The following is a 19,080-nucleotide window of genomic DNA, read 5'->3' as shown; positions in this document are numbered from 1 at the left end:
TCACCGGGACACGGGGACGTCGGTGTGCTCGGAGAGGTCGCCCGTCTGCACGGATGCCGGGCCCCGCATGGTGATGGCGTGGTCGGCTATGCGTCCGTCGAGCGTGGCGGGCGGCCGCGTGCGATCCGGGAAGCGACGGAGCCACTCAACTTCTGACCGCGGGCCGGGGTACAGAGACCAACGGGTCAGGCGACGATCGAGGTGCGGGCAGCAGGCTCGGTCACACAGCGCGGACAAACAACTGCGCACGGCGTACGGGTCGCTCTCCGCGAACCAACCGGTCAGGGCTGGAGGTGCGACGGATGCCGCGACCGCTGTGGACGGGAGCGATCAGTTTCGGGCTGGTCACCATCGCCACGAAGATCATCAGTGCGACCGAGGACCACTCGATCCATTTCCGGCGAGTGCACCTCGCGGACATGGGCCGCGTCCGGACGCGGAAGGTCTGCGAGATCGACGAACAGGAGCTGTCGCAGGACGAGATCGGCAAGGGCTACGAGATCTCGAAGGACAACCTCGTCCCGGTCACCGACCAGGAGCTGGAGTCGATGCCCCTGCCGACAGCCAAGTCCATCGAGATCGTCGCGTTCGTCAACGCCGGCACCATCGACCCCGTACGAATCGGCGAGAGCTACTACCTCGGAGCCGACGGCCAGGTCGCCGCCAAGCCCTACACCCTCCTGCGCCAGGCCCTGGAACGATCCGACAAGGTCGCCGTCGCAAAATGGGCGTGGCACGGGCGCGAGCGGCTCGGGCTGCTCCAGGTGCGGCAGGACGCGATCGTCCTGCACGCGATGCACTGGCCCGACGAGGTCCGCAGCCCCGAGTCCCTGACCCCGAAGCCGGTCCAGCTGGAGGAGGCGGAGGTCGAACAGGCCCTCCAGCTCGCCGAGTCCATGACCACCGATGACATCGCCCAGTTCCGGGACCGCTACCGCGATGCGCTGGAAAAGCTGATCGAGGCGAAGTCCGAGGGCACGGAGCGCCCCGAGCCGGCCCAGACAACGGAGGCGGAGCCGGGGGCGGTCGTGGACCTGATGGCGGCCCTGAACGCGTCCGTCGCGGCGGCGAAGGAGCAGCGTGGCGAACGGGACGAAGACGCCACCGTCCACGAGATACGCCCCCGCAAGAAGGCCACCGGGAAGAAGCCTCGCGGCGGTCGCCGCGATCAGTGAGCGGTCCTCGGCGAGGTCGTTGGCGTCGGCTCCCGCTCGGCCGCCGTCCACCCCGAGGCCCCGGAGTCCCAGCTTTCGGCGAGCGGGACGAGATGGTCGATGTCCAGGCCGCCCGGGGCATCGACGTAGCTGTTGCTGTAGGGGCTGTACAGCGTCCGCCCGTCAGCTTGCACCGCGCACCCTGCGCGCCGAGGAGACCGGCCGCTCCTACGGCGGTGTGCATGATCTCCTCGCGGACGCCGGGGTCACCTTCCGTTCACGTGGCGGCGCGATGCGGCCAGGGTTGGCTTCGTGATCCCCGTTGCTGCCGCACCGACACGGCGGTTCACATGGGTACTGGCGTCCGCCTTTATCGATCGTTTACCGTTGCACGGTTCCATCTCTCCTCTGGAGTCTCAGTAACACGACCCGCACGTGCTCAACCTGTACCCCCTCGGCGGTGTCCAACGACACCGCGTCGACAGGAGGAACCCGGAGCGTTGGCCATTGTTCAGGAGCCCCCTCGAGCCCAGGTGCTGACCCCCGCGTTGCTGCACGTCCCGCAGCGTGGATGCTTGATGCCGTATTACTGGGCGCGGATGCCCTCGGCTCCGAGTCGGTGGCCCTGCCCATCGGGGCGTAGGCCCTTCGGTCCCGCACCGACGACGTGGAAGATCCCATCGCACTGGAGCGTGGCCCAGCTGTTGACGGCGCCGTCATCTGCATCTCAGGATTCCGTGCGACCAGGGGCGGGAGAGTGAGGGCCGCATCGACTACCGCCGCCGACTTATCCCCAGAGACCGTCGCGCCTATACGGACTGTCCTCGCGATCGAGAATGACCTGGTAAGAGAAGGCACCCGGTCACTCATTGACAGGAGTTCGGACATCAGAGTTGTTGGGCAGGCCGCGGACATCCACAAGGCGGACGCGCTGGTGCGGACACTGCAGCCGGATGTGCTGGTACTCGACTTTCACCTCTGCCACCGCGGCGGCGTCGACGTCCTGCGAGAGCTTTCGGGCAATCCGTTGCCAGGGCAGGGTCTCCGCATCGTTGCAACGGAAATCGACGCCGACCGCCTGCTTGCCGAGGCAATCGCGTTCGGGGCCCACGGATGCCTCGATGCCTCCACAATGGCTTCAGCGCCAGCGACCTCATCACCGCCGTCCGTGCGACGGCTGCTGGAAAGGCCTTCCTTAGCCCCGATCTGACCGCGACACTCTTCCAAAGCTTCCGTCTCACCCCAGCGGCCAGCGCGAATCTCAACTCCTCCTCGCCGCTGGCTGAGCTGAGTCAACGCGAGATCGAAGTACTCAGGTGGGTGGCGGAGGGCATCTCGAATCGGCAGATCAGTCGCAAGTTACAGGTGAGCGAGACCACAATCAAGACGCACGTGTCCCACATCCTTACCAAATTGGGCCTGAGTACGCGGGTGCAGGCGGCGCGCTTGGCCTGGCAGATTGGTCTCGTCGCAGTATGAACCCTACGCCCCAACCCGCCCGCCTTCTGAAAGGTTGCGTATGACTGACGACGGCAAGCACCCCAGGGAACTCGCAGACCGGCCGTCACTGCACGCCTTGGCGCATCCTTTACGGCTGGGGCTCCTCGAACTGCTTCACGAGCGTGGTGCGCTTACCCTGAGCGATTGCGCCCATCTTCTGGATATCCCTGAACGCCTCTGTGTACATCATCTATACCTGTTGTCAGAAAATACCCTCGTGGAGGCCGTCAGATGCGTCCCGCGGCGGCAGATTTATTGGCAGGTCACGTACGACTGTGTCGGTGCACGGCTTGACCAGCGGGACCGTGCCCTCACTGAACCATTGCAGCGGCTGCTGTTGGTTCTGCTAGCGCGAGCAGGCCACGCTCTGGTCTCATTTACTAGCCGACTTGACCGACTGACCCCTATCTGGCGGCGGGCTGCCTCCGTGACCAGTCGCCGTGCGTTGATGAGTCCCGAGGAACTGCAGGCATGGGCCCACGAGGTTGAGGAGATCACCCAGGTCCACGTGGCACGGTCCCGCCGACGCGCGTCTCTCCGATCCGGTCGAGCCCCGGTTCGGTCCGACAGCGATTGGCGGGTCCCGGTACGGCTCGTCTCCTTCGGTTTCCCTGAGGAGGCCGACCGGTGACGGAGCCATCGGAGGCGGCGCGGCAGCCCACTCGTGCCGTGGGGAGCGCGGCGGAGTCTTCGAAGGCCAGGGCTGGCGGTGTCCGCCGGTTCGCGGTGGTCTTCACCGTGGTAGGTGTTCGGCGTGCCCTGGTGGGCGCCCTCATCGCACGACTAGCTCAGAGCATGTACCCCGTGGCGATCCTGCTTACCGTGCGGCAGTCGGCCCAGCGCTTCAGCATGGCGGGGCTGGTCGTGGCCTGTTTCGGCATCGCGATCGCGGTGTGTACCCCCTTACTGGGCAGGCTCATCGACCGGCACGGAACCGCCACCCTCATCGTGTGCGCAGTGGCCGGGCCGCTGGGCGTCGCCGGTCTCGTCACCGCAGCATTGACTGATCAGTCTGCGTGGCTGGTGCCGTGTGCGCTGGTGGCTGGCGCCGCGCAGCCCCCGATCACTCCGGCGCTGCGCACCCTCTTGGCGGAGGCCTTCGCCGACGACGAACAGGTCCGCACGGCCGCGTACGGCGTGGACGCCATTAGCGTCGAGGCCACCTTCGTGATCGGTCCAGCCGTTGTCGGTGCTGCGGTGGCTTTGGCCGCGCCGTACCACGCCCTGCTGGGCGCGGCAGTACTCACGGCTGTCGGTGCCTTGGTATTTTTGTCGGCCCGCCCCTCGCGGCGTCCGTCCAACGGACGGGCTGCCGCTGCGCCGCGCAGGAAGGTGCGCACGGCGCGGACGGCTTGGATGGTGAGCCTGGCCGGGTTCGCTCAGATGTTTGCCGTTGGCATGGTCGAGGTCGGTACTTCCGCGCGGGTCGTTGAATTGGGCGCCCCCGCAGTGGCCGGACCGTGCCTCGCCGTGTGGGCGGGCGGCGCGGTCACTGGCGGTCTGGTGTTCAGCGCCCGGTCCTGGCAGGGCGGTATTCGTGCCCAGTACGCGGTGGTCTCGGTGTGCGCGGCTGTCGGGTTCGCGCTGCTCGCGGCCCCTGCTTCCGTCGCCCTGTTGCTGCCGTTGATGTTCGCGGCTGGACTCGCCACCACGCCCGCCGCTGCCCTGGCGAGCACCGTTCTAAGCAGCACTGTGCCCAGCGGGGTGCGGACCGAGGCGTTCGCGTGGTTCGCCTCCCTTAGCGCGGCGGGCGGCTCGCTCGGCATCCTGCTCGCGGGCACGCTGACCGACCACTTCGGCGCGCAGCCGGTGTTCCTGCTCTCCACCGTCCTCCCGGCGGGCGCGGCGCTGGTCATGGCGGCCGGGCTACCGCACCGGAGCGGCACCTCATGATCCACGGCACACGCCGGCTTCGGGGCCGGGCGGGACAGCTGTAGGGGATGGGCTGCTACGTCTCGGCGGAATGCCCCGCCGACATCTCGTGGCGGTCCACGAGCCCGTCGAGCGCGTGTCGCAGCGCCTGCCGGTCGAGGGGGCCGCTGAGCTTGAGGGCCAGCAGGCGCTTCCTGAGCTGTTTGCACCTGACTATGACCAGCGGCTTGAGGCCGCTCGTCAGCGGCTTCGGCCGGGGGACTGATCGAGCAGTCTGGACCCCTCACCTGGCCGCAGCGGGTTGGGGTTCGTAGAAGGTTCCGTCGCGGAGCATCGCGAACAGGACGTCGGCCCGGCGCCTGGCCAGGCAGGGCAGGGCCTGGGTGTGGTGCTTTCCTTGGGTGATCTTCTTGTCGTAGTAGGCCCGCGATGCCGGGTCGCCGAGTGTGGCGAACGCGGAGAGGAAGAAAGCCCGTTTGAGCTGCTTGTTTCCCCTCCGGGACGGCTGTTCGCCGCGGATCGAGGAGCCCGAGCTCCGGGTTGCCGGGGCGAGTCCGGCGTAGGCGGCGAGGTGTCCGGCGGTCGGGAAGGTGCTGCCGTCGCCGACCTCGATCAGGATCCGGGCTCCGGTCCTGACACCGACTCCCGGCATCGACGTCAGGACCTTCGAAAGAGGGTGGTCCTCCAGGAGTTCCTCGATCCGCCTGGCCAGCAGTTTCCGCTGGTCAAGGACGGCGGCCAGGGATCCGGCCAGGCTCGGGACGATCAGCGCGGCCGCCTCGGTCCCCGGAACGGTGACGGTCTGCTCGTCCAGGGCGGCGAAGATCTCCTCGACCAGGCGCTCGGCCATCCGCGGTGCCTTCGGCCGCAGCAGGGTGATCAGCCGTCGGCGTCCGGCCTTGCGTATCTGGGCCGGGGATCCGAACCGTTCCAACAGTGTGAGGACGGCCGGGTGCTGCAACCGCGGCCCCAGCACCCGTTCCAGCGACGGGTGGATCTGGGTCAGCAGACCGTGCAGCCGGTTCGCGACCCGGGTTGCTTCCCCAGCGAGGTCGTCGTCGAAGCCGACGATCATCTCCAGCTCGGCGATGGTCTCGTCCTCGCCGTCCATCGTCCGCAGCGTGTGGGGCATCGCGCGGGCGGCGTCCGCGATGATGAACGCGTCCTTCGCGTCCGTCTTGGCCTCGCCGGGGTAGAGGTCGGCGATCCGGCGCATCGTCAGGCCGGGCAGGTAGGCGACCCGGCAGCCCACGTCCCGGGCGACCGCCAGCGGCAGGGCGCCGATCGAAGCCGGCTGATCGACCACGACCAGCACGGTCCCGTGCTTGTCCTGCAGCTTGGCGAACAGCTCGCGGAGCTTGGGTTCGGTGTTGGGCAGACGCTTGTCGAAGGCTTTCTTCCCGGCCGGGGTGACGGCGGTGGCGTGGTGTTCGCCCTTGCCGACGTCCAGGCCGAGGAAGACGTCGATGTCGCCGGTGTCGGTCACGTGCAGGCCCCTCCATCACGCTTTCGTCCGGCCTTGCCAGGGCACCGAGCTGCCACATCCACGTTACGGAGAGCTCTTCGGCCTTGGGTGAAGCCGGTGCTCAAGCCCCTCATCAGCGGTCCGTCGATGCCTCCGGACCCGGTGACACCACCCCCCGGATCATGAACAACAAGGGGGGGAAGTCATGCCGGGCCCGAAGGCCGGTAGCCCCATTGCGGAGCCACGAAGAAGGTAACGGGGGGGGGTACTCGCCAGCGACGAGGGCTATGGCGGTGTCACGCTCCGCCTTGAGGTCCTCCTCGTCCTCGGCCTCTCGGTCGAGCCAGATGGCGAGTGAATCCATCTCGCCCACTGCGGGCGCCAAGCGGGAGGATCGGGCTGCCCGTGGGTAGAAGCCACCGGCAGTTCGCGCAGAGCCGCGTCACGGCTTCACTGAACGGGACGTCGATCTGGTTCATCGCGGTGGCTGACCGCAGCGTGCGGCACTCGGTGCTTCCGTTGGAGCTTGCCCTTGCCTGTTGCAGAGAGGTGGCAGGTGATGAGTATGTCCCGGGTCGGCCCCAGGGGGACGTCAGGCGTGAAGAGGGCACCGAGCATGACGTGGCGGAGCTCATCGCGAGTCGAGGACATGTCGGCAGGCTATGTGCAGGCACTGGCAGTCCGCCGGGCAATCGGCCCTCTCTACCCTGCAGTGACCGGAATTGCCGAAGCGGTACCTCGCAGCCAGGGCGGTGATTCTGGGGACCAGTTGGGGACCACACGCTACGTACGGTGGTGCACGATGCATGCCTCTACGCACAACTTACGCCCGGATTAAGTCTGTTATATCCAGAAAATACCCTTGGCCTCCACTCCTGGGGGTCAAGGGGTCGCAGGTTCAAATCCTGTCGTCCCGACTGGAGACAGTCGCAGATCAGGGCCGGTTTCGGAGACATCCGAGACCGGCCCTTGATCATTTTTGGGGACCAGTGGGGGGTCGGTTGGCGGGGGCAGGTGGCGCTGGGCCGGCGCAGAGCGGGCCGAGCGCCGAGGAGGTCGCCGCCGCGATCCCGTCGGACCCGGAGATCGCCCGCGCCGCTGCTGAAGCACCGGGCACCACCTGAACGAAGACCGGCCCCGGGGCCGGCTCCCGCACCGTCCCTGGGGCGGATGGTTCGGTCGCCATCGGGAGTCACTTCCGCGCCTCGCGCCAGAAGGCACAGTGGTGGGTGTCATACGCGTCGGTGGTGCGGATCGCCCCGGGGCCCGGGGCCAGCGACAGGACGGGGCCCGTGCCACGCTGGGCCGGCCAGTGCGGAGCGCCGCGTGTGCGGGGGTTCCCGGTGTGGGCGAAGGACGCCCAGTAGTCGATCATGCGGTCGGACAAGGCCCTCTGCGCCTCGGTCAGGGGCTGCTCGGTGGGCACGGCGGAGAAGAGATAGGGCAACTCGAAGCCGTGTGCCGCGCCGTACGGAAGGTCGGAGTGCGCGGGGAGGCCGGTCAGGACCGGGGCGTCCGGATCGTTGAACTCGTAGCCGTAGAGCGGGATCCGAGGCGACTTGGCGGTGATCTCACCTGCCGCCAGGAGTGTGGTGCAGGCCAGGGAGCGGTCGGTCAGTGCGGCGGACCAGGCCAGTGCCGGGGTGGGGTAGCGCACCGCCGGGTAGTACGAGGCCACGGCGGCGCCGGCCGCGCCGAAGGTGGCGTCGAGACGGGCACGGTAGTCCTCCTCGGTCCGGATGGGGTACGCGGCGAGTGACTGGCCGACGAACATCCGCATCTCGTCGTGGTTGGTGCCCTGGAGCAGCGGCATTCGGTGGAAGCTGCCGGAGGCGAGGGCCGTGGCCGGTGCGGTGGGCAGCAGTGGGTTGCCGAAGGCGGGCCGGTTGAAGGACGCCATCAGGGGCGCGGTGGCGAGGTGTTCCGTGCTCTGTTCGCGCAGACACGCCAGTACCCCGACCTCGTCGTTCGCCGTGCAGCCGAGTTGTCGTGCGGCCAGGGCGCCGCCGGCCTGGACGTCGCGTTCGGCGGCGAAGGGCTCGTACGCCGGTGTTCCGGGGCCGAGGGCACCCGGCGGGAACGACATGTGGCAGGAGCCGCTCTGCAGCACCGCCCTCTGGAAGAGCCCGGCCGCGCTCGGGGAAGTGAGGTGCGCGCAGACGCTGAGGGCGCCCGCGGACTCGCCGAAGAGAGTGACGGCGTTCGGGTCACCGCCGAACCGCGTCGCGTTCGCCCGCACCCAGCGCAACGCGGCCTGCTGGTCGGCCAGGCCGAACGGCGGAGCGGACCCCAGGGCCGGATGGCCGAAGTATCCGAACACGCCGAGGCGGTAGTTGACCGTGACGACGACGGTGTCGCCGCGAACGGCCAGCCGCTCGGCCCGGTAGTCACCGCCGGACCCGCCGAGGAACGCCCCACCGTGCAACCACACCAGTACCGGGCGTCGTTCACCGGCCGGCAAAGGCACCGACGGCACGGTGACGTTGAGATAGAGGCAGTCCTCGGAACCGCTCACCCCTTCCGCGCCGGGCATCGGCATCTGGACGCAGCGCGGGGCGGGGGCCGTGGCGTCCCGTACATCCCGCCAGGCCGGCGCCGGCGCGGGCTCCCGCCAGCGCAGCCGGCCCGTGGGCGGCGCGGCGTAGGGGATGCCGTCGAACGTGATGTACGAGCCATGCGCGGCGCCCCGGACGAGGCCGTGGTCGGTCCGTACGACGGCTCCCGTACGCGCCCCGTCGGCACGCGGCGGTCCGGCGGCCGCGGTCGTGACCGACACGGCCGTGACGGCGAGCAGGAGGGCCACGCGCAGTAGTCGGCCGCTGTGCGCGCGCGGATCAACTCGCCCGCGCGGGCGTGGTGGTGGGATCGAGGACATGTGCTCACCCTTCTTGACGGGCCCGGGGCGAGGGCGCCCGGTGCTCAGTACGCTAGAAGCTCCCGCGCGCTGGAGGTTCAAGGGTCTGTGACGCACCGCACATGGAGCATCGGTGAACTCGCCGCCGCGACAGGCATCGCGGTAAAGACGCTGCGCTACTACTCGGACAGCGGTCTGCTGCCGGTCACGGAGCGCAGCAGCGGGGGCCATCGGCGCTACGGACCGGAGGCCTGGGAGCGGATCGGGCTGATCAGGCGGTTGCGGGAGCTGGACACCCCGATCGCGGCCATCACCCGGGTCGCGAGCGGGGAGCAGACCCTCGGTGATCTCGTGGAGACCGAACTCGCGACCGTGCAGGAGCAGTTGACGCAGCTGCGGTGGCGGGAGGCGGCGCTCCGTGCCCTCGACGACTGCGCGGGCGGTGAGCGCCTGCGGCGCCTGGAGATCCTTGCCCGGGTGCAGCGACTGCCGCAGGCGCGGCGGAGCCTCACCGACCACTGGTACCGCGAACTGCCCGCGGAGATGCCGAAGCGGCGGCTCGACCTCATGATCGCCATGCTGTCGCCCGAGCCCTCGCGCGCCCCCTCCCCAGCCTCGGCGCTGGCGTACGCCGAGATCCACGTTCTGGTCTCCACGCCCGGCTTCACGCGCTGGACGGGGGACCATGCGGAGGAGATGCGGGACGCACCCGCCTTCTACGGCGAGATCGACGAGGCAGCCGGGCTGACGGCCGCTGCGGTGCGGCAGGGGCTGCGGCCGGGCCCCGGCGCGGCGGTCGACGCCTTCGTGTCCGCTCACGCGCGGGCGCGGAGGGAGTCGGACACCCCCGCCTTCCGCCGCTTCCTGCACGCCCTGGTGTCCAGGTCGTCGGGCTTCGATCCGCGTCTGCGCCGCTACTGGGATCTGCTGGACACCGTCACCGGTGGGCTCTCCCTGAACATGACAGCGGCCCACGCATGGCTGACCGAGGGGCTGGGCCTCTCGATCGCCGGGACCGAGCCGGGCGCCGAGGGCTCGGCCCGTGGTGTGACGGGCGGGCCTCGACCTCCTGGGAAGGCCCGCCCGGGATCGGCTGCGTAGCAGCCCCACCGGCGTCGCCGTCCTCGTCCGCCAAGGGCATGCAGATCGTCAACTCACCCTCTTGATCCTGCTTTGGTCGGGGCTGGAAGCGAGGCACGCCGCGATTTCGGCCGGGTCCTGAACCGGGCGGTGGAGGGGGGTGATGTGGCGAGTCTGTGGCGACGGCGAGGGCCGCGGCGGGACCGGACGGGCGGGATGCCGCGCACGAGCGACTCCAGCCCCTGCCTGGCTGTCCCGCATGTGCGCGCCGGAGAGGCCCAGCGACAGCGGCGGTCCGTGCCGGTCGGTGATCAGGTGGAACTTCGACCGGCCGGAGGGTCGGCTGCCATGAAGGATCGGCCGTGGTCGCACGGGTGCGGGGGCCCCGGTCGCGCCGGAGCCCCCGCGTCGCGCGGGTCAGCTGGTGGGGAAGTTGTCCGGGGTGCTGATCCGGGCCTTGAGCAGGGCGCCCGACTCGGTCAGCACGCCGCTGCCGCTGTAGTCGCCGCCGTCGCAGGTGCCGGGCTTGAAGGCGGCGCTGCTCTCGTTGGCGTCCGAGTAGGTCCAGTTGGCGTAGCTGATCTTCAGCTGGTCGAGCAGGTCCAGCCAGACGGTGGTGCTCGACCGGTCCAGCGTGCCGCCGCCGGTGGCGCTGACCGTGCCGAACTCCGTCACGAAGAGCGGGAGCTGCGAGGCGGCCCGGCTCACTGCCGCCCGGTAGTTGTCCTTGTGACTGGCGGCGTAGAAGTGGAACGCGTACATGATGTTGGTCGCGTTGACGGGGCTGTTGACGACCTCGCTCTCGTTGGAGCCGTCCGAGACGCCGAGCGACGACCAGCCGCGCGTGCCGACGACGACGACCGCGTCCGGGTCGGCGGCCCGGATGACCGGGATGACCTGCTCGGCGTAGCTCTTGATGCCTGCCCAGCTCACGCCGTTGGGCTCGTTGGCGATCTCGTAGATGACGTTCTTCTTCGAGGCGTTACGGGCGGCGACCGACGCGAAGAAGGTCTTGGCGCGCTGCAGGTTGTAGTTCGGATCGCCCGGCGTGAGGGTGTGGAAGTCGATCAGGGCGTACATGCCACGGGCCTCGGCCATGTCGACCAGGCTGTTGACCTTGCTGGTGAAGCCCGTCGGGTCGGTCTCGTAGCCGTCCTCCTGCACATACATGGCGGTGCGCAGCAGATCCGCCTTCCAGTCGTTCGCCAGCGCGTCCAGCGACGCGTTGGTGTAGCACTGGCTGAACCACTGGAGGCCGTGCGTGCTCATGCCGCGCAGCTGGATCGGGCGGTTGTACTGGTTGCACAGGTGCACCCCGCACACGCGGAGCTGGCCGTTGACCCCCACCGGGGTGCCGTCACCCGTGGTGGGCGGCGGATCGTCGTCGCCCCCGCCGCCGACGGTGCCCGTACAGGCGACACCGTTGAGCGCGAAGCCGGTGGGCGCCGGGTTGGAACCGGAGAAGGAGCCGACGAAGCCCAGGTCCGCCGTGCCACCGGTGGCCAGGGTGCGGTTCCAGTCGACGGGGGCGGCGGTGACCGTGGAGCCGGACTGCGACCAGGTGGCGTTCCAGCCCTGGACCACCTTCTGGCCCGAGCCCGGCAAGGTGAACGTGAGCCGCCAGCCGCTGACGGAGTCACCCAGGTTGGTGACCTTCACCCCGCCCTGGAAGCCGCCCGCCCACTGGCTGGCGACCGTGTACTCCACCGTGCATCCGGTGGCGGCCGCCGCCGGAGGACTTGCCAGGACCGTCAGGCCGGTGGCCGTGGCACCGGCCGCCAGGAGGGCCAAGAAGCGTTTCACAGCATTTCTCCTCGTTCGAAGGGGAACAACTGAGGAACCACTGGATGGGAGCGCTCCCAGAACCCATCGGCCCGAGACCGTACACGCCACGGCGGCCCGCGCATAGCCATTCGACATCCATTCAAAGCTGTCATGCACAAATAAAGTTGGGAGCGCTCCCAGATCGGCGGCGCGATCACGCCGTCAATTGATCCGACTCCTTCGGCCGTCCACCCTCCGGGCCGTAGGATCGGTGGCTCTTGGGGGTGGTCCATGCTGAACAGGGGTTCCGGCACGCCGACGCTGGAAGAGGTGGCGGCGCTCGCCGGGGTGGGCCGGGGGACGGTCTCCCGAGTGATCAACAACGCCGCGGGGGTCCGGGACTCCACCCGGCGCGCCGTTCAGCGCGCCATCGACGAACTCGGTTACGTGCCCAACCTGGCCGCACGCTCCCTGGCCGGGCAGCGCGCGGGCGCCGTCGCCCTGGTGATGACGAAGACGGACTGGCGGCTGTTCGGGGAGCCGTTCTTCTCCGAGATCGTGCGCGCGGTCGGGGACGCCCTGGACGAGCGCGGCGTGCAACTGCTGCTCACCCTCGTCCGCACGGACACCGAACGGCAGCGGCTCCTGGAATACGTGCGCGGCGGCCGGGTCGACGGCGTGCTGCTGATGTCGGTGAGCGCCGAGGACCGGCTGCCGGACATGCTCGCGGACGCCGGGGTGCCGACGGTGCTGTTCGGCCGCCGCTCGGGCGACGAGCGGGTCACCTATGTGGACGCCGACAACGTTGGCGGCGCGCGGGACGCGGTCGGCCATCTGGTGCGCGGCGGGCGCAGGACCATCGCCGCGATCTCCGGCCCGCCCGAGATGTACGTCGCGCAGTGCCGGCTGCGCGGCTACCGGGAGGCCCTGCGCGAGGCCGGCTGCGCCGAGCCGCCGTCCCTGGTGGTCCAGGGTGACTTCACCGAGGCCAGTGGGCGGCGCGCGATGGCCCGCCTCATCGAGCGGCATCCGGACGTCGACGCGGTGTTCGCCGCGTCGGACAGCATGGCGGCCGGGGCGCTGGCCGCCCTGCACGCGGCCGGGCGGCGGGTGCCGGAGGACGTGGCGGTGGTCGGCTTCGACGACTTCGAGCTCGCCGAGCAGACCGATCCGCCGCTGACCACGGTCCGCCAGCCGATGGAGGAGATCGGCCGGGCGATGGTGCGGCTGCTGCTGGAGGAGATGAGCCGGCCGAAGGTCGCCTGGCACCACGTCATCCTGCGGACGAGCCTGATGGTGCGTCAATCAGCCTGAGAAAGCGCATAGTTGATGAGCTGCCGTGCTGGGGTGCGTCGAGCCGCGGCCCATTTCGGCCGATGCTGTCCGCAGACTTGTCAGGGACACGACCTCCTCCTACAGTCCCCTATCAACGCACATATGGGAGCGCTCCCATCCGTACGCCCCGCCTTCCCCACGGTCCCCCGCACCCGCAGAAGGAGACACCATGGCACGACGCAGAACACAACTCGCCTCCCTGGCGGCGGTACTGGCGACACTGCTCGGCGGTATCGCCTTTACTCTGCTGGGCCAGGGCAGTGCCCAGGCCCACGGTGTCACCATGTCACCGGGGTCGCGCACCTACCTCTGCTGGCTGGACGCCAAGACCAGCACCGGTTCCCTGGACCCGACGAACCCCGCCTGCAAGGCCGCGCTCGCGGAGAGCGGCGCGACCTCCCTGTACAACTGGTTCGCCGTGCTCGACTCCAACGCCGGCGGCCGGGGCGCAGGTTACGTGCCGGACGGCACGCTGTGCAGTGCCGGCAACCGTTCCCCGTACAACTTCACCGGCTACAACGCGCCGCGCGGTGACTGGCCCCGTACGCACCTCACCTCGGGCGCCACGATCGAGGTCGACCACAGCAACTGGGCCGCGCACCCGGGCGCCTTCCGGGTGTACGTCTCCAAGCCGGGATACTCGCCCAGCACCGAACTGGGCTGGGACGACCTGGAGCTGATCCAGACCGTGACCAACCCGCCCCAGGTGGGCTCGCCCGGCACCGACGGCGGTCACTACTACTGGGACCTGACGCTGCCCTCGGGCCGCTCGGGTGACGCGGTGATGTTCATCCAGTGGGTGCGCTCGGACAGCCAGGAGAACTTCTTCTCCTGCTCCGACATCGTCTTCGACGGCGGTCACGGCGAGGTCACCGGCATCCGAGGCTCGGGCAGCACCCCCGACCCGGACCCCACCGACCCGACCCCGGGCCCGACGGATCCGACCGAGCCGCACACCGGGTGCATGGCCGTCTACGAGGTGACCAACTCCTGGAGCGGTGGCTTCCAGGGATCCGTCGAGGTCATGAACCACAACACGACGGCGCTCAACGGCTGGGCCGTTCAGTGGAAGCCCGGCGCCGGCACCAAGGTCAGCAGCGTGTGGAGCGGGGTGCTGAGCACCGCGTCCGACGGCACGCTGACCGTGAGGAACGCCGATTACAACCGGTCGATCCCGCCGGACGGCAGCGTCACCTTCGGCTTCACGGCGACCTCGACGGGCAATGACCTTCCCGTCGGATCGATCGGCTGCGTCACCCCGTAGCACCCCGTAGCCCCTGACGCGGAGGGCGGCGGCTCCCGAACGGCACGGGAGCCGCCGCTCCCCTGTCCCGGCCTCGACCCGGGACCGCCCTGCCAGGCGCCCGCGCGCCCCGAACGGCGCGCGTCCGGCGTGGTGCGCCGGGGGGTGGAGGGGCGGCGCCGCGTTCCGCGCCGGCCTCGGGGTCCCATCAGGCGGGGAGAGCGTCCACCGTGGGCGCGACGGGCGCGAAGAGGTCGGCGAGGGCGGTCAGGGCGGCGGACTGGAGGACGGCGGCGGGGACGACCGTGCCGTCGGGCGCGGGGAGGCTCCGGGTGGCGGTGGCCTCGGCGACGACGGCCGGCCGGTAGCCGAGGTTGAAGGCGCCCTGTGCGGTGTGGGTGACGCACATATGGGTCATGAACCCGGCGAGCACCAGATCCTTGCCGCTGCCCGGCTCCGCGCCGAGGGCGGTGAGGGTCTTCTCCAGTTCCGTGCGGTGGAAGGAGTTGGGGAACTGCTTGACGACCACCGTCTCCCCCTCCCTGGGAGCCACCTCGTCGCTGAGGGCGCCGATGTGCTCGCGGATGTCGTACGGGGAACCCTCGCCGCCGTCGTGGACGACGTGGACGACGGGGGTGCCGGCGGCCCTGGCCCGCTCCAGCAGACGGGCGCAGGCGGCGACGGCCTCCTCCGCCCCCTCCAGGGCCATGACACCGGTGCGGTAGGTGTTCTGGACGTCGATCAGGATCAGAACGGACTCGCTCAGCCGGGGAAGCCGGGAGGCCAGGCCCGAAACCTCGCGGAGCGTCGCGGAGGGCTGGTTGACAGTCATGGTGGTGCCTTTCTGGGACGAGGGCAGGGCGGAGCCGTTCCGCGGTGCCCGGATTGCGGGAGGAAGCCGCCGGGAGCGGCGGGGCAGGAGGGGACCGAGCGGTCAGGCCGCGCCGGTGCGGAAGCGGCGGCGGTAGGCGGCCGGGGTGGTGGCGATCTGCCGCCGGAACACGCGGTGCAGGGTCTCCGCCGAGCCGAGACCGGCGGCGGCCGCCACCCGGTCGAGCGGGTCGTCGGTGGTTTCGAGGAGCCGGCGGGCCGTCTCGACACGGGCGGACTCCACATACGCGGCGGGGGAGAGGCCCGTCTCCTGCTTGAAGACCCGGGCGAAGTGCCGGTCGCTCAGGCGCATGCGCGCGGCGAGCACCGGTGCCGAGAGGTTCTCGTCGAGATGGTCGGCGATCCACAGCCGCAACGCGTCGATGTCGCGCCGCGAGGCGGCCGGCCTGCTGAGGGGTACGGAGAACTGGCTCTGCCCGCCCTGCCGCTTGAGGTACATCACCAACTGCCGTGCCACGGCCAGGGCGGTGTCCTCGCCCATGTCCTCGGCCACCAGGGCGAGTGCGAGGTCCAGGCAGGCGCTGATTCCGGCCCCGGTCCACACCCGCCCCCGGTCGGCCCGGACGAAGATCGGGTCGGCGTCGACCGTGACCTCCGGATGCGCGGCGGCGAGCTGGGCGGCGGTCGACCAGTGCGTGGTTGCCGTCATGCCGTCCAGGAGCCCCGCCGCGGCCAACAGGTGGGCGCCCACGCACACGGACGCCACCCGCCGGGTGTGCGGGGCGGTTTCCCGTACCCACGCCACGATGTCCGGATCGATGCGGGCGACGGGCCCGTCGTCGGTCACGTCGACCGCGCCGGGGACCAACAGGGTGTCGACGTCCCGGCTCACCTCCTCGAAGGCGAGATCGGTCAGCAGCCGCACCCCCGCCGACGTCCGCACCTCGCCCGCCTCGGGTCCGGCGAGCCGCACCTCGTAGCCGGCGCGGCCCGACACCCTGTTGGCCAGGGCGAAGACCTCCGCGGGGCCGGAGACGTCGAGCAGGTCGACTGCGGGGAAGACCGCGATGACGACGCGGTGGGGGGTGGACATGCCTCTATCGTCGTCACGCGTGCGGGTGGCCGCAATGACGGTTCTCTGTCACATTCGGACACCGGTGCGCGGTGCGCGGGCCGCCCGTCGGCAGGCGACGCCGTGCCCCGGCCGCCCGGAACCACGGGGCAGCTCACCGCACGAAGTAGTCCGCGCACCGGTAGGGCCCCTGTTCCGGACCCTGCGACGGCGACAGGACCACCTCCACCTCGTCGCTGTCGATCCCCGGGGCGGACACGGACCGGGCGCTCGCCAAGGTGCACACCAGCTGGCCCGTACCGAGGTCCCGGCCCGTTCCCCCGTAGGAGCCGTCTATCTCGACCGTGACCCGGGCACCCCGGACGGAGACCGTGTAGCCGCCCAGCTGGAGGAGGTTGACGAGTCCCTCGGGAGGGTCGAGGAGCAGTTTCAGTACCCCGCCGATGTTCGGGCCGATCTCGCGGTCGATCAGCGGCACGGGGCGCAACCCGCTCGACGCGACGTAGTAGAGCCGCATCCCGCGTGTCAGACCGGAGGCGGGCTCACCCGCCCCGATCACGCCGGTCGGCCGGACCCCGCACGCCATCAGGGCGATCCCCAGCGCGGCGGCCAGGACCCCCTGCCGCACTATGCGCATGCCGTGTCCTCTTCCGGGCGTCGCAGGGGCAGTCTCAGCGTGAACACCGCGCCGCGAGCGGCGTCCCGGCCGCCACCGGGTGTGGTGGTCCGGGCGTCCGGGTCCGGCGGCCGGTGTCCGTCCGTCACCTCGATCGTGCCGCCGTGCAGCCGGGCGTTCTCCAGCGCGATCGCCGTCCCCAGGCCGCTGCCCTGCCCGCTGTCGTCCGCGGCGCCGCGCGTACGGGCGGCGTCCGCCTTGTAGAAGCGGTCGAAGACCCGCTCGCGCACCTCCGGGGGCAGCCCCGGGCCGTGGTCGGTGACGGACAGCAGCACCCACTCCGCGTCCCCGGTGCGAGAGGTGCGCAGGGTTACGGTGACCGGCGGGGCGCCGTGCCGCAGCGCGTTGCCGACCAGATTCGCCACGATCACATCGATCCGCCGCCGGTCCACCACCGCCCGCAGTTCGTCCGGGAGCTCGGTGCGGACCCGGTCCGTCCAGCCGCGCAGCGCCAGCGAGGCCCGGACGGTGGCGGCGAGGTCGGTTCCGGCGGCGTTCAGCCGGACAGCCCCGGCGTCGAAGCGGGAGATCTCCATCAGGTCCTCCACCAGCCGGGCGAGCCGGGCCGTCTCCGCGCCGACGGTGCGGGCCGCCCGCGCCGCGTCCGGAGGCAGCCGGCCGGCGTCCTCCTCCAGGACCGTCGCCACCATCGTCATCGCCGCGAGAGGGGTGCGCAGTTCGTGGGAGACGTCCGCGACAAAACGGCGTGCCTTCGCCTCCTGCTCGCGCAACCTGGCGTCGGACGCCTGGAGGGCGTCGGCGGTCTCGTTGAACGTCCGGGCCAGGTCGGCGAGTTCGTCGCCCCCCGTGACCTCGACCCGGCTGCCCAGGTCGCCGGAGGCGAGCCCGCGGGTGGCCCGGCCCAGCTTGCGCACCGGGCGCAGGACCGTCCCGGCCGCCAGCAGCGCGAGGACGGCGGCGAGCAGGATCACCGGGACGGTGCCGTTCCGTACGGAGTCGAGCAGGGAGGCGGTGTCCGCGCTCTCCGCCCGCAGATCGGTCAGCGTGTAGACCTCCAGGCCGGAGGCGCGGCGGTCCCCGTCGACGTAGCGGACAGGGGTGCCGACGACGAGGTACGGCTCCCCCTGCCACCGCACCCGCTGGAAGGCGATGCGGTCGCCGGCCGCCACGGAGGCACGCAGGCTTGCGGTGATCCAGGGCGTCGCGGCGCCGAAGGTGTCGGAGGTCGCGGACAGGGACCGGTAGCGGGCGACGACCGTGCGTCCGCCGACGCGCTCGGAGACCTTCGCCGCGAACCGGGACAGCGACTCCTGGTCGGGCGGCAGGTCGACATCGGCGGCCACCGTGCCGACCTGGGCCCGGAAGTCGTTCACCGTCGCGTTCTGGGTGCGCTGCAGGACGGCGGTGCGCGCGTCCCGGTAGGCGAGGGCGGTCGCGGTCGCCGCGCTCAGCAGGGCCACGACGACGAAGGTGAGCACGAGCCGCAGACGCAACCCGCCGGTGAACCGCCTCGGGTGTCCGGCGCCACCACCCGCGCCCCCGTCCGCCCGTCTCACAGCGGCCCGAAGCGGTAGCCGAAGCCCCGCACGGTCTGCACGAACCGGGGCTTGGCCGGTATGTCCTCCAGCTTGGACCGCAACCGGGCGACTGCCGCGTCCACCAGCCGGGAGTCACCCAGGAAGCTGTGGTCCCACACCGATTCGAGGAGCTGCTCCCGGCTGAGGACCCGGCCGGGCGCGGCCGACAGCTCCAGCAGCAGCCGCAACTCGACCGGCGGCAGCGGAACGGGGACGCCGTTACGCGTGACCGTCAGTCCGGCACGGTCGATGACCAGCCCGTCGTGGTCGCTCTCCCGGTCCCGGCCCGCCGGCGGCTCCACCCGGCGCAGCGCGGCCCGGATGCGGGCCTCCAGCACGGGCGCGGTGACCGGCTTGACCACGTAGTCGTCGGCGCCCGCCTCCAGCCCCGTCACGATGTCGTGGTCGTCGCCGCGCGCGGTCAGCATGATGACCGGCAGGACGGCCGTCCGCTCCCGGATGCGTCGGCACACCTCGAAGCCGTCCATCCCGGGCAGCATCAGGTCCAGCACGGCCAGTTCGACCTTCCGGCCGTCCGGGCCGTCGAGCAGGGCGAGGGCCTGCTCACCCGTGGCGGCGGTGTCCACCCCGTATCCGTGCCGGCGCAGCACCAACTCCATTCCGTCTCGTACCGACGCGTCGTCCTCGATGAGCAGCACATGCGGCATGAGCACGATTATGGGCGTCCGCCGTGCC

Annotated in this window: 16 protein-coding genes and 2 pseudogenes; 8 read left to right on the top strand and 10 right to left on the bottom strand. The window is 70.6% G+C overall.

The annotated features are described in order from the left end of the window. Positions 1-302 precede the first annotated feature (302 nt). On the top strand, positions 303-1,175 hold the full coding sequence (ku, locus tag ACWCXC_RS08520; RefSeq protein ID WP_450887521.1) for a non-homologous end joining protein Ku: 873 nt from the start codon (positions 303-305) through the stop codon (positions 1,173-1,175). On the opposite strand, the gene ACWCXC_RS08515 is transcribed toward ku, so the two are convergent. After that, on the bottom strand, positions 1,169-1,348 hold the full coding sequence (locus ACWCXC_RS08515) for a hypothetical protein (RefSeq protein ID WP_450887624.1): 180 nt from the start codon (positions 1,346-1,348) through the stop codon (positions 1,169-1,171). The two genes, ku and ACWCXC_RS08515, sit on opposite strands and share 7 nt — an antisense overlap. Before the next feature lie 14 nt (positions 1,349-1,362). Here ACWCXC_RS08515 and ACWCXC_RS08510 point away from each other — a divergent pair. From ACWCXC_RS08510 to ACWCXC_RS08495, 4 genes and pseudogenes are all read left to right on the top strand, one after another. Then, a pseudogene (locus ACWCXC_RS08510) lies at positions 1,363-1,470 on the top strand (helix-turn-helix domain-containing protein); the annotation flags it as partial. Between the two features lie 351 nt (positions 1,471-1,821). After that, complete coding sequence (locus tag ACWCXC_RS08505) at positions 1,822-2,364, top strand: response regulator (RefSeq protein WP_450887519.1); 543 nt, start codon at positions 1,822-1,824, stop codon at positions 2,362-2,364. Next, complete coding sequence (locus tag ACWCXC_RS08500; protein ID WP_450887517.1) at positions 2,268-2,633, top strand: response regulator transcription factor; 366 nt, start codon at positions 2,268-2,270, stop codon at positions 2,631-2,633. The genes ACWCXC_RS08505 and ACWCXC_RS08500 overlap by 97 nt, the downstream gene beginning before the upstream one ends. 648 nt (positions 2,634-3,281) lie before the next feature. Then, positions 3,282-4,547, top strand: a complete 1,266-nt coding sequence (locus ACWCXC_RS08495; protein WP_450887515.1) for an MFS transporter — start codon at positions 3,282-3,284, stop codon at positions 4,545-4,547. A gap of 262 nt (positions 4,548-4,809) precedes the next feature. Here the strand turns inward: ACWCXC_RS08495 and ACWCXC_RS08490 are convergent, their stop codons facing one another. Both ACWCXC_RS08490 and ACWCXC_RS08485 read right to left on the bottom strand, forming a co-directional pair. After that, the gene (locus ACWCXC_RS08490) at positions 4,810-6,012 is read right to left on the bottom strand and encodes an IS110 family transposase (RefSeq protein ID WP_450887513.1); all 1,203 of its coding nucleotides are present in this window, start codon (positions 6,010-6,012) and stop codon (positions 4,810-4,812) included. A gap of 1,171 nt (positions 6,013-7,183) precedes the next feature. Beyond that, entirely contained in the window at positions 7,184-8,794 is a 1,611-nt protein-coding gene (locus tag ACWCXC_RS08485) for a carboxylesterase/lipase family protein (RefSeq protein ID WP_450887511.1), read from the bottom strand. 159 nt (positions 8,795-8,953) lie between these two features. On the opposite strand from ACWCXC_RS08485, the gene ACWCXC_RS08480 reads away from it, so the two are divergent. Beyond that, positions 8,954-9,946: a helix-turn-helix domain-containing protein gene (locus ACWCXC_RS08480; protein WP_450887509.1), complete on the top strand. Its 993-nt coding sequence runs from the start codon at positions 8,954-8,956 to the stop codon at positions 9,944-9,946. 158 nt (positions 9,947-10,104) lie between these two features. Here the strand turns inward: ACWCXC_RS08480 and ACWCXC_RS08475 are convergent. Continuing rightward, positions 10,105-10,279: pseudogene (locus ACWCXC_RS08475) on the bottom strand (IS5/IS1182 family transposase); the annotation flags it as partial. 63 nt (positions 10,280-10,342) lie between these two features. Continuing rightward, entirely contained in the window at positions 10,343-11,728 is a 1,386-nt protein-coding gene (locus ACWCXC_RS08470; RefSeq protein WP_450887507.1) for a cellulase family glycosylhydrolase, read from the bottom strand. A gap of 252 nt (positions 11,729-11,980) precedes the next feature. Here ACWCXC_RS08470 and ACWCXC_RS08465 point away from each other — a divergent pair, with 252 nt between their 5' ends. Both ACWCXC_RS08465 and ACWCXC_RS08460 read left to right on the top strand, forming a co-directional pair. Continuing rightward, positions 11,981-13,003, top strand: a complete 1,023-nt coding sequence (locus ACWCXC_RS08465; RefSeq protein WP_450686010.1) for a LacI family DNA-binding transcriptional regulator — start codon at positions 11,981-11,983, stop codon at positions 13,001-13,003. A 190-nt stretch (positions 13,004-13,193) separates the two neighbouring features. After that, complete coding sequence (locus ACWCXC_RS08460) at positions 13,194-14,288, top strand: lytic polysaccharide monooxygenase (protein WP_450887504.1); 1,095 nt, start codon at positions 13,194-13,196, stop codon at positions 14,286-14,288. 187 nt (positions 14,289-14,475) lie between these two features. Here ACWCXC_RS08460 and ACWCXC_RS08455 read toward each other — a convergent pair whose 3' ends face one another. The 5 genes from ACWCXC_RS08455 to ACWCXC_RS08435 form a co-directional block, all read right to left on the bottom strand. Continuing rightward, entirely contained in the window at positions 14,476-15,099 is a 624-nt protein-coding gene (locus tag ACWCXC_RS08455; RefSeq protein ID WP_450887502.1) for a cysteine hydrolase family protein, read from the bottom strand. Between the two features lie 102 nt (positions 15,100-15,201). Continuing rightward, the gene (locus tag ACWCXC_RS08450) at positions 15,202-16,191 is read right to left on the bottom strand and encodes a GlxA family transcriptional regulator (RefSeq protein ID WP_450887500.1); all 990 of its coding nucleotides are present in this window, start codon (positions 16,189-16,191) and stop codon (positions 15,202-15,204) included. Positions 16,192-16,324: 133 nt separating this feature from the next. Next, positions 16,325-16,807, bottom strand: coding sequence for a GerMN domain-containing protein (locus ACWCXC_RS08445; RefSeq protein ID WP_450887498.1), 483 nt, complete (start codon positions 16,805-16,807; stop codon positions 16,325-16,327). Then, positions 16,798-18,363 carry an ATP-binding protein gene (locus ACWCXC_RS08440; RefSeq protein ID WP_450887496.1) on the bottom strand — a complete coding sequence of 522 codons (1,566 nt, stop codon included), beginning with the start codon at positions 18,361-18,363 and terminating at the stop codon, positions 16,798-16,800. Before ACWCXC_RS08440 ends, ACWCXC_RS08445 begins: the two co-directional genes overlap by 10 nt. Beyond that, positions 18,360-19,052: a response regulator gene (locus ACWCXC_RS08435; RefSeq protein ID WP_450887494.1), complete on the bottom strand. Its 693-nt coding sequence runs from the start codon at positions 19,050-19,052 to the stop codon at positions 18,360-18,362. The genes ACWCXC_RS08440 and ACWCXC_RS08435 overlap by 4 nt, the downstream gene beginning before the upstream one ends. Positions 19,053-19,080: the final 28 nt, after the last annotated feature.

The organism is Streptomyces sp. NPDC001515 (genome assembly GCF_053597115.1).
This window is presented reverse-complemented; position numbering and strand designations above follow the sequence as displayed.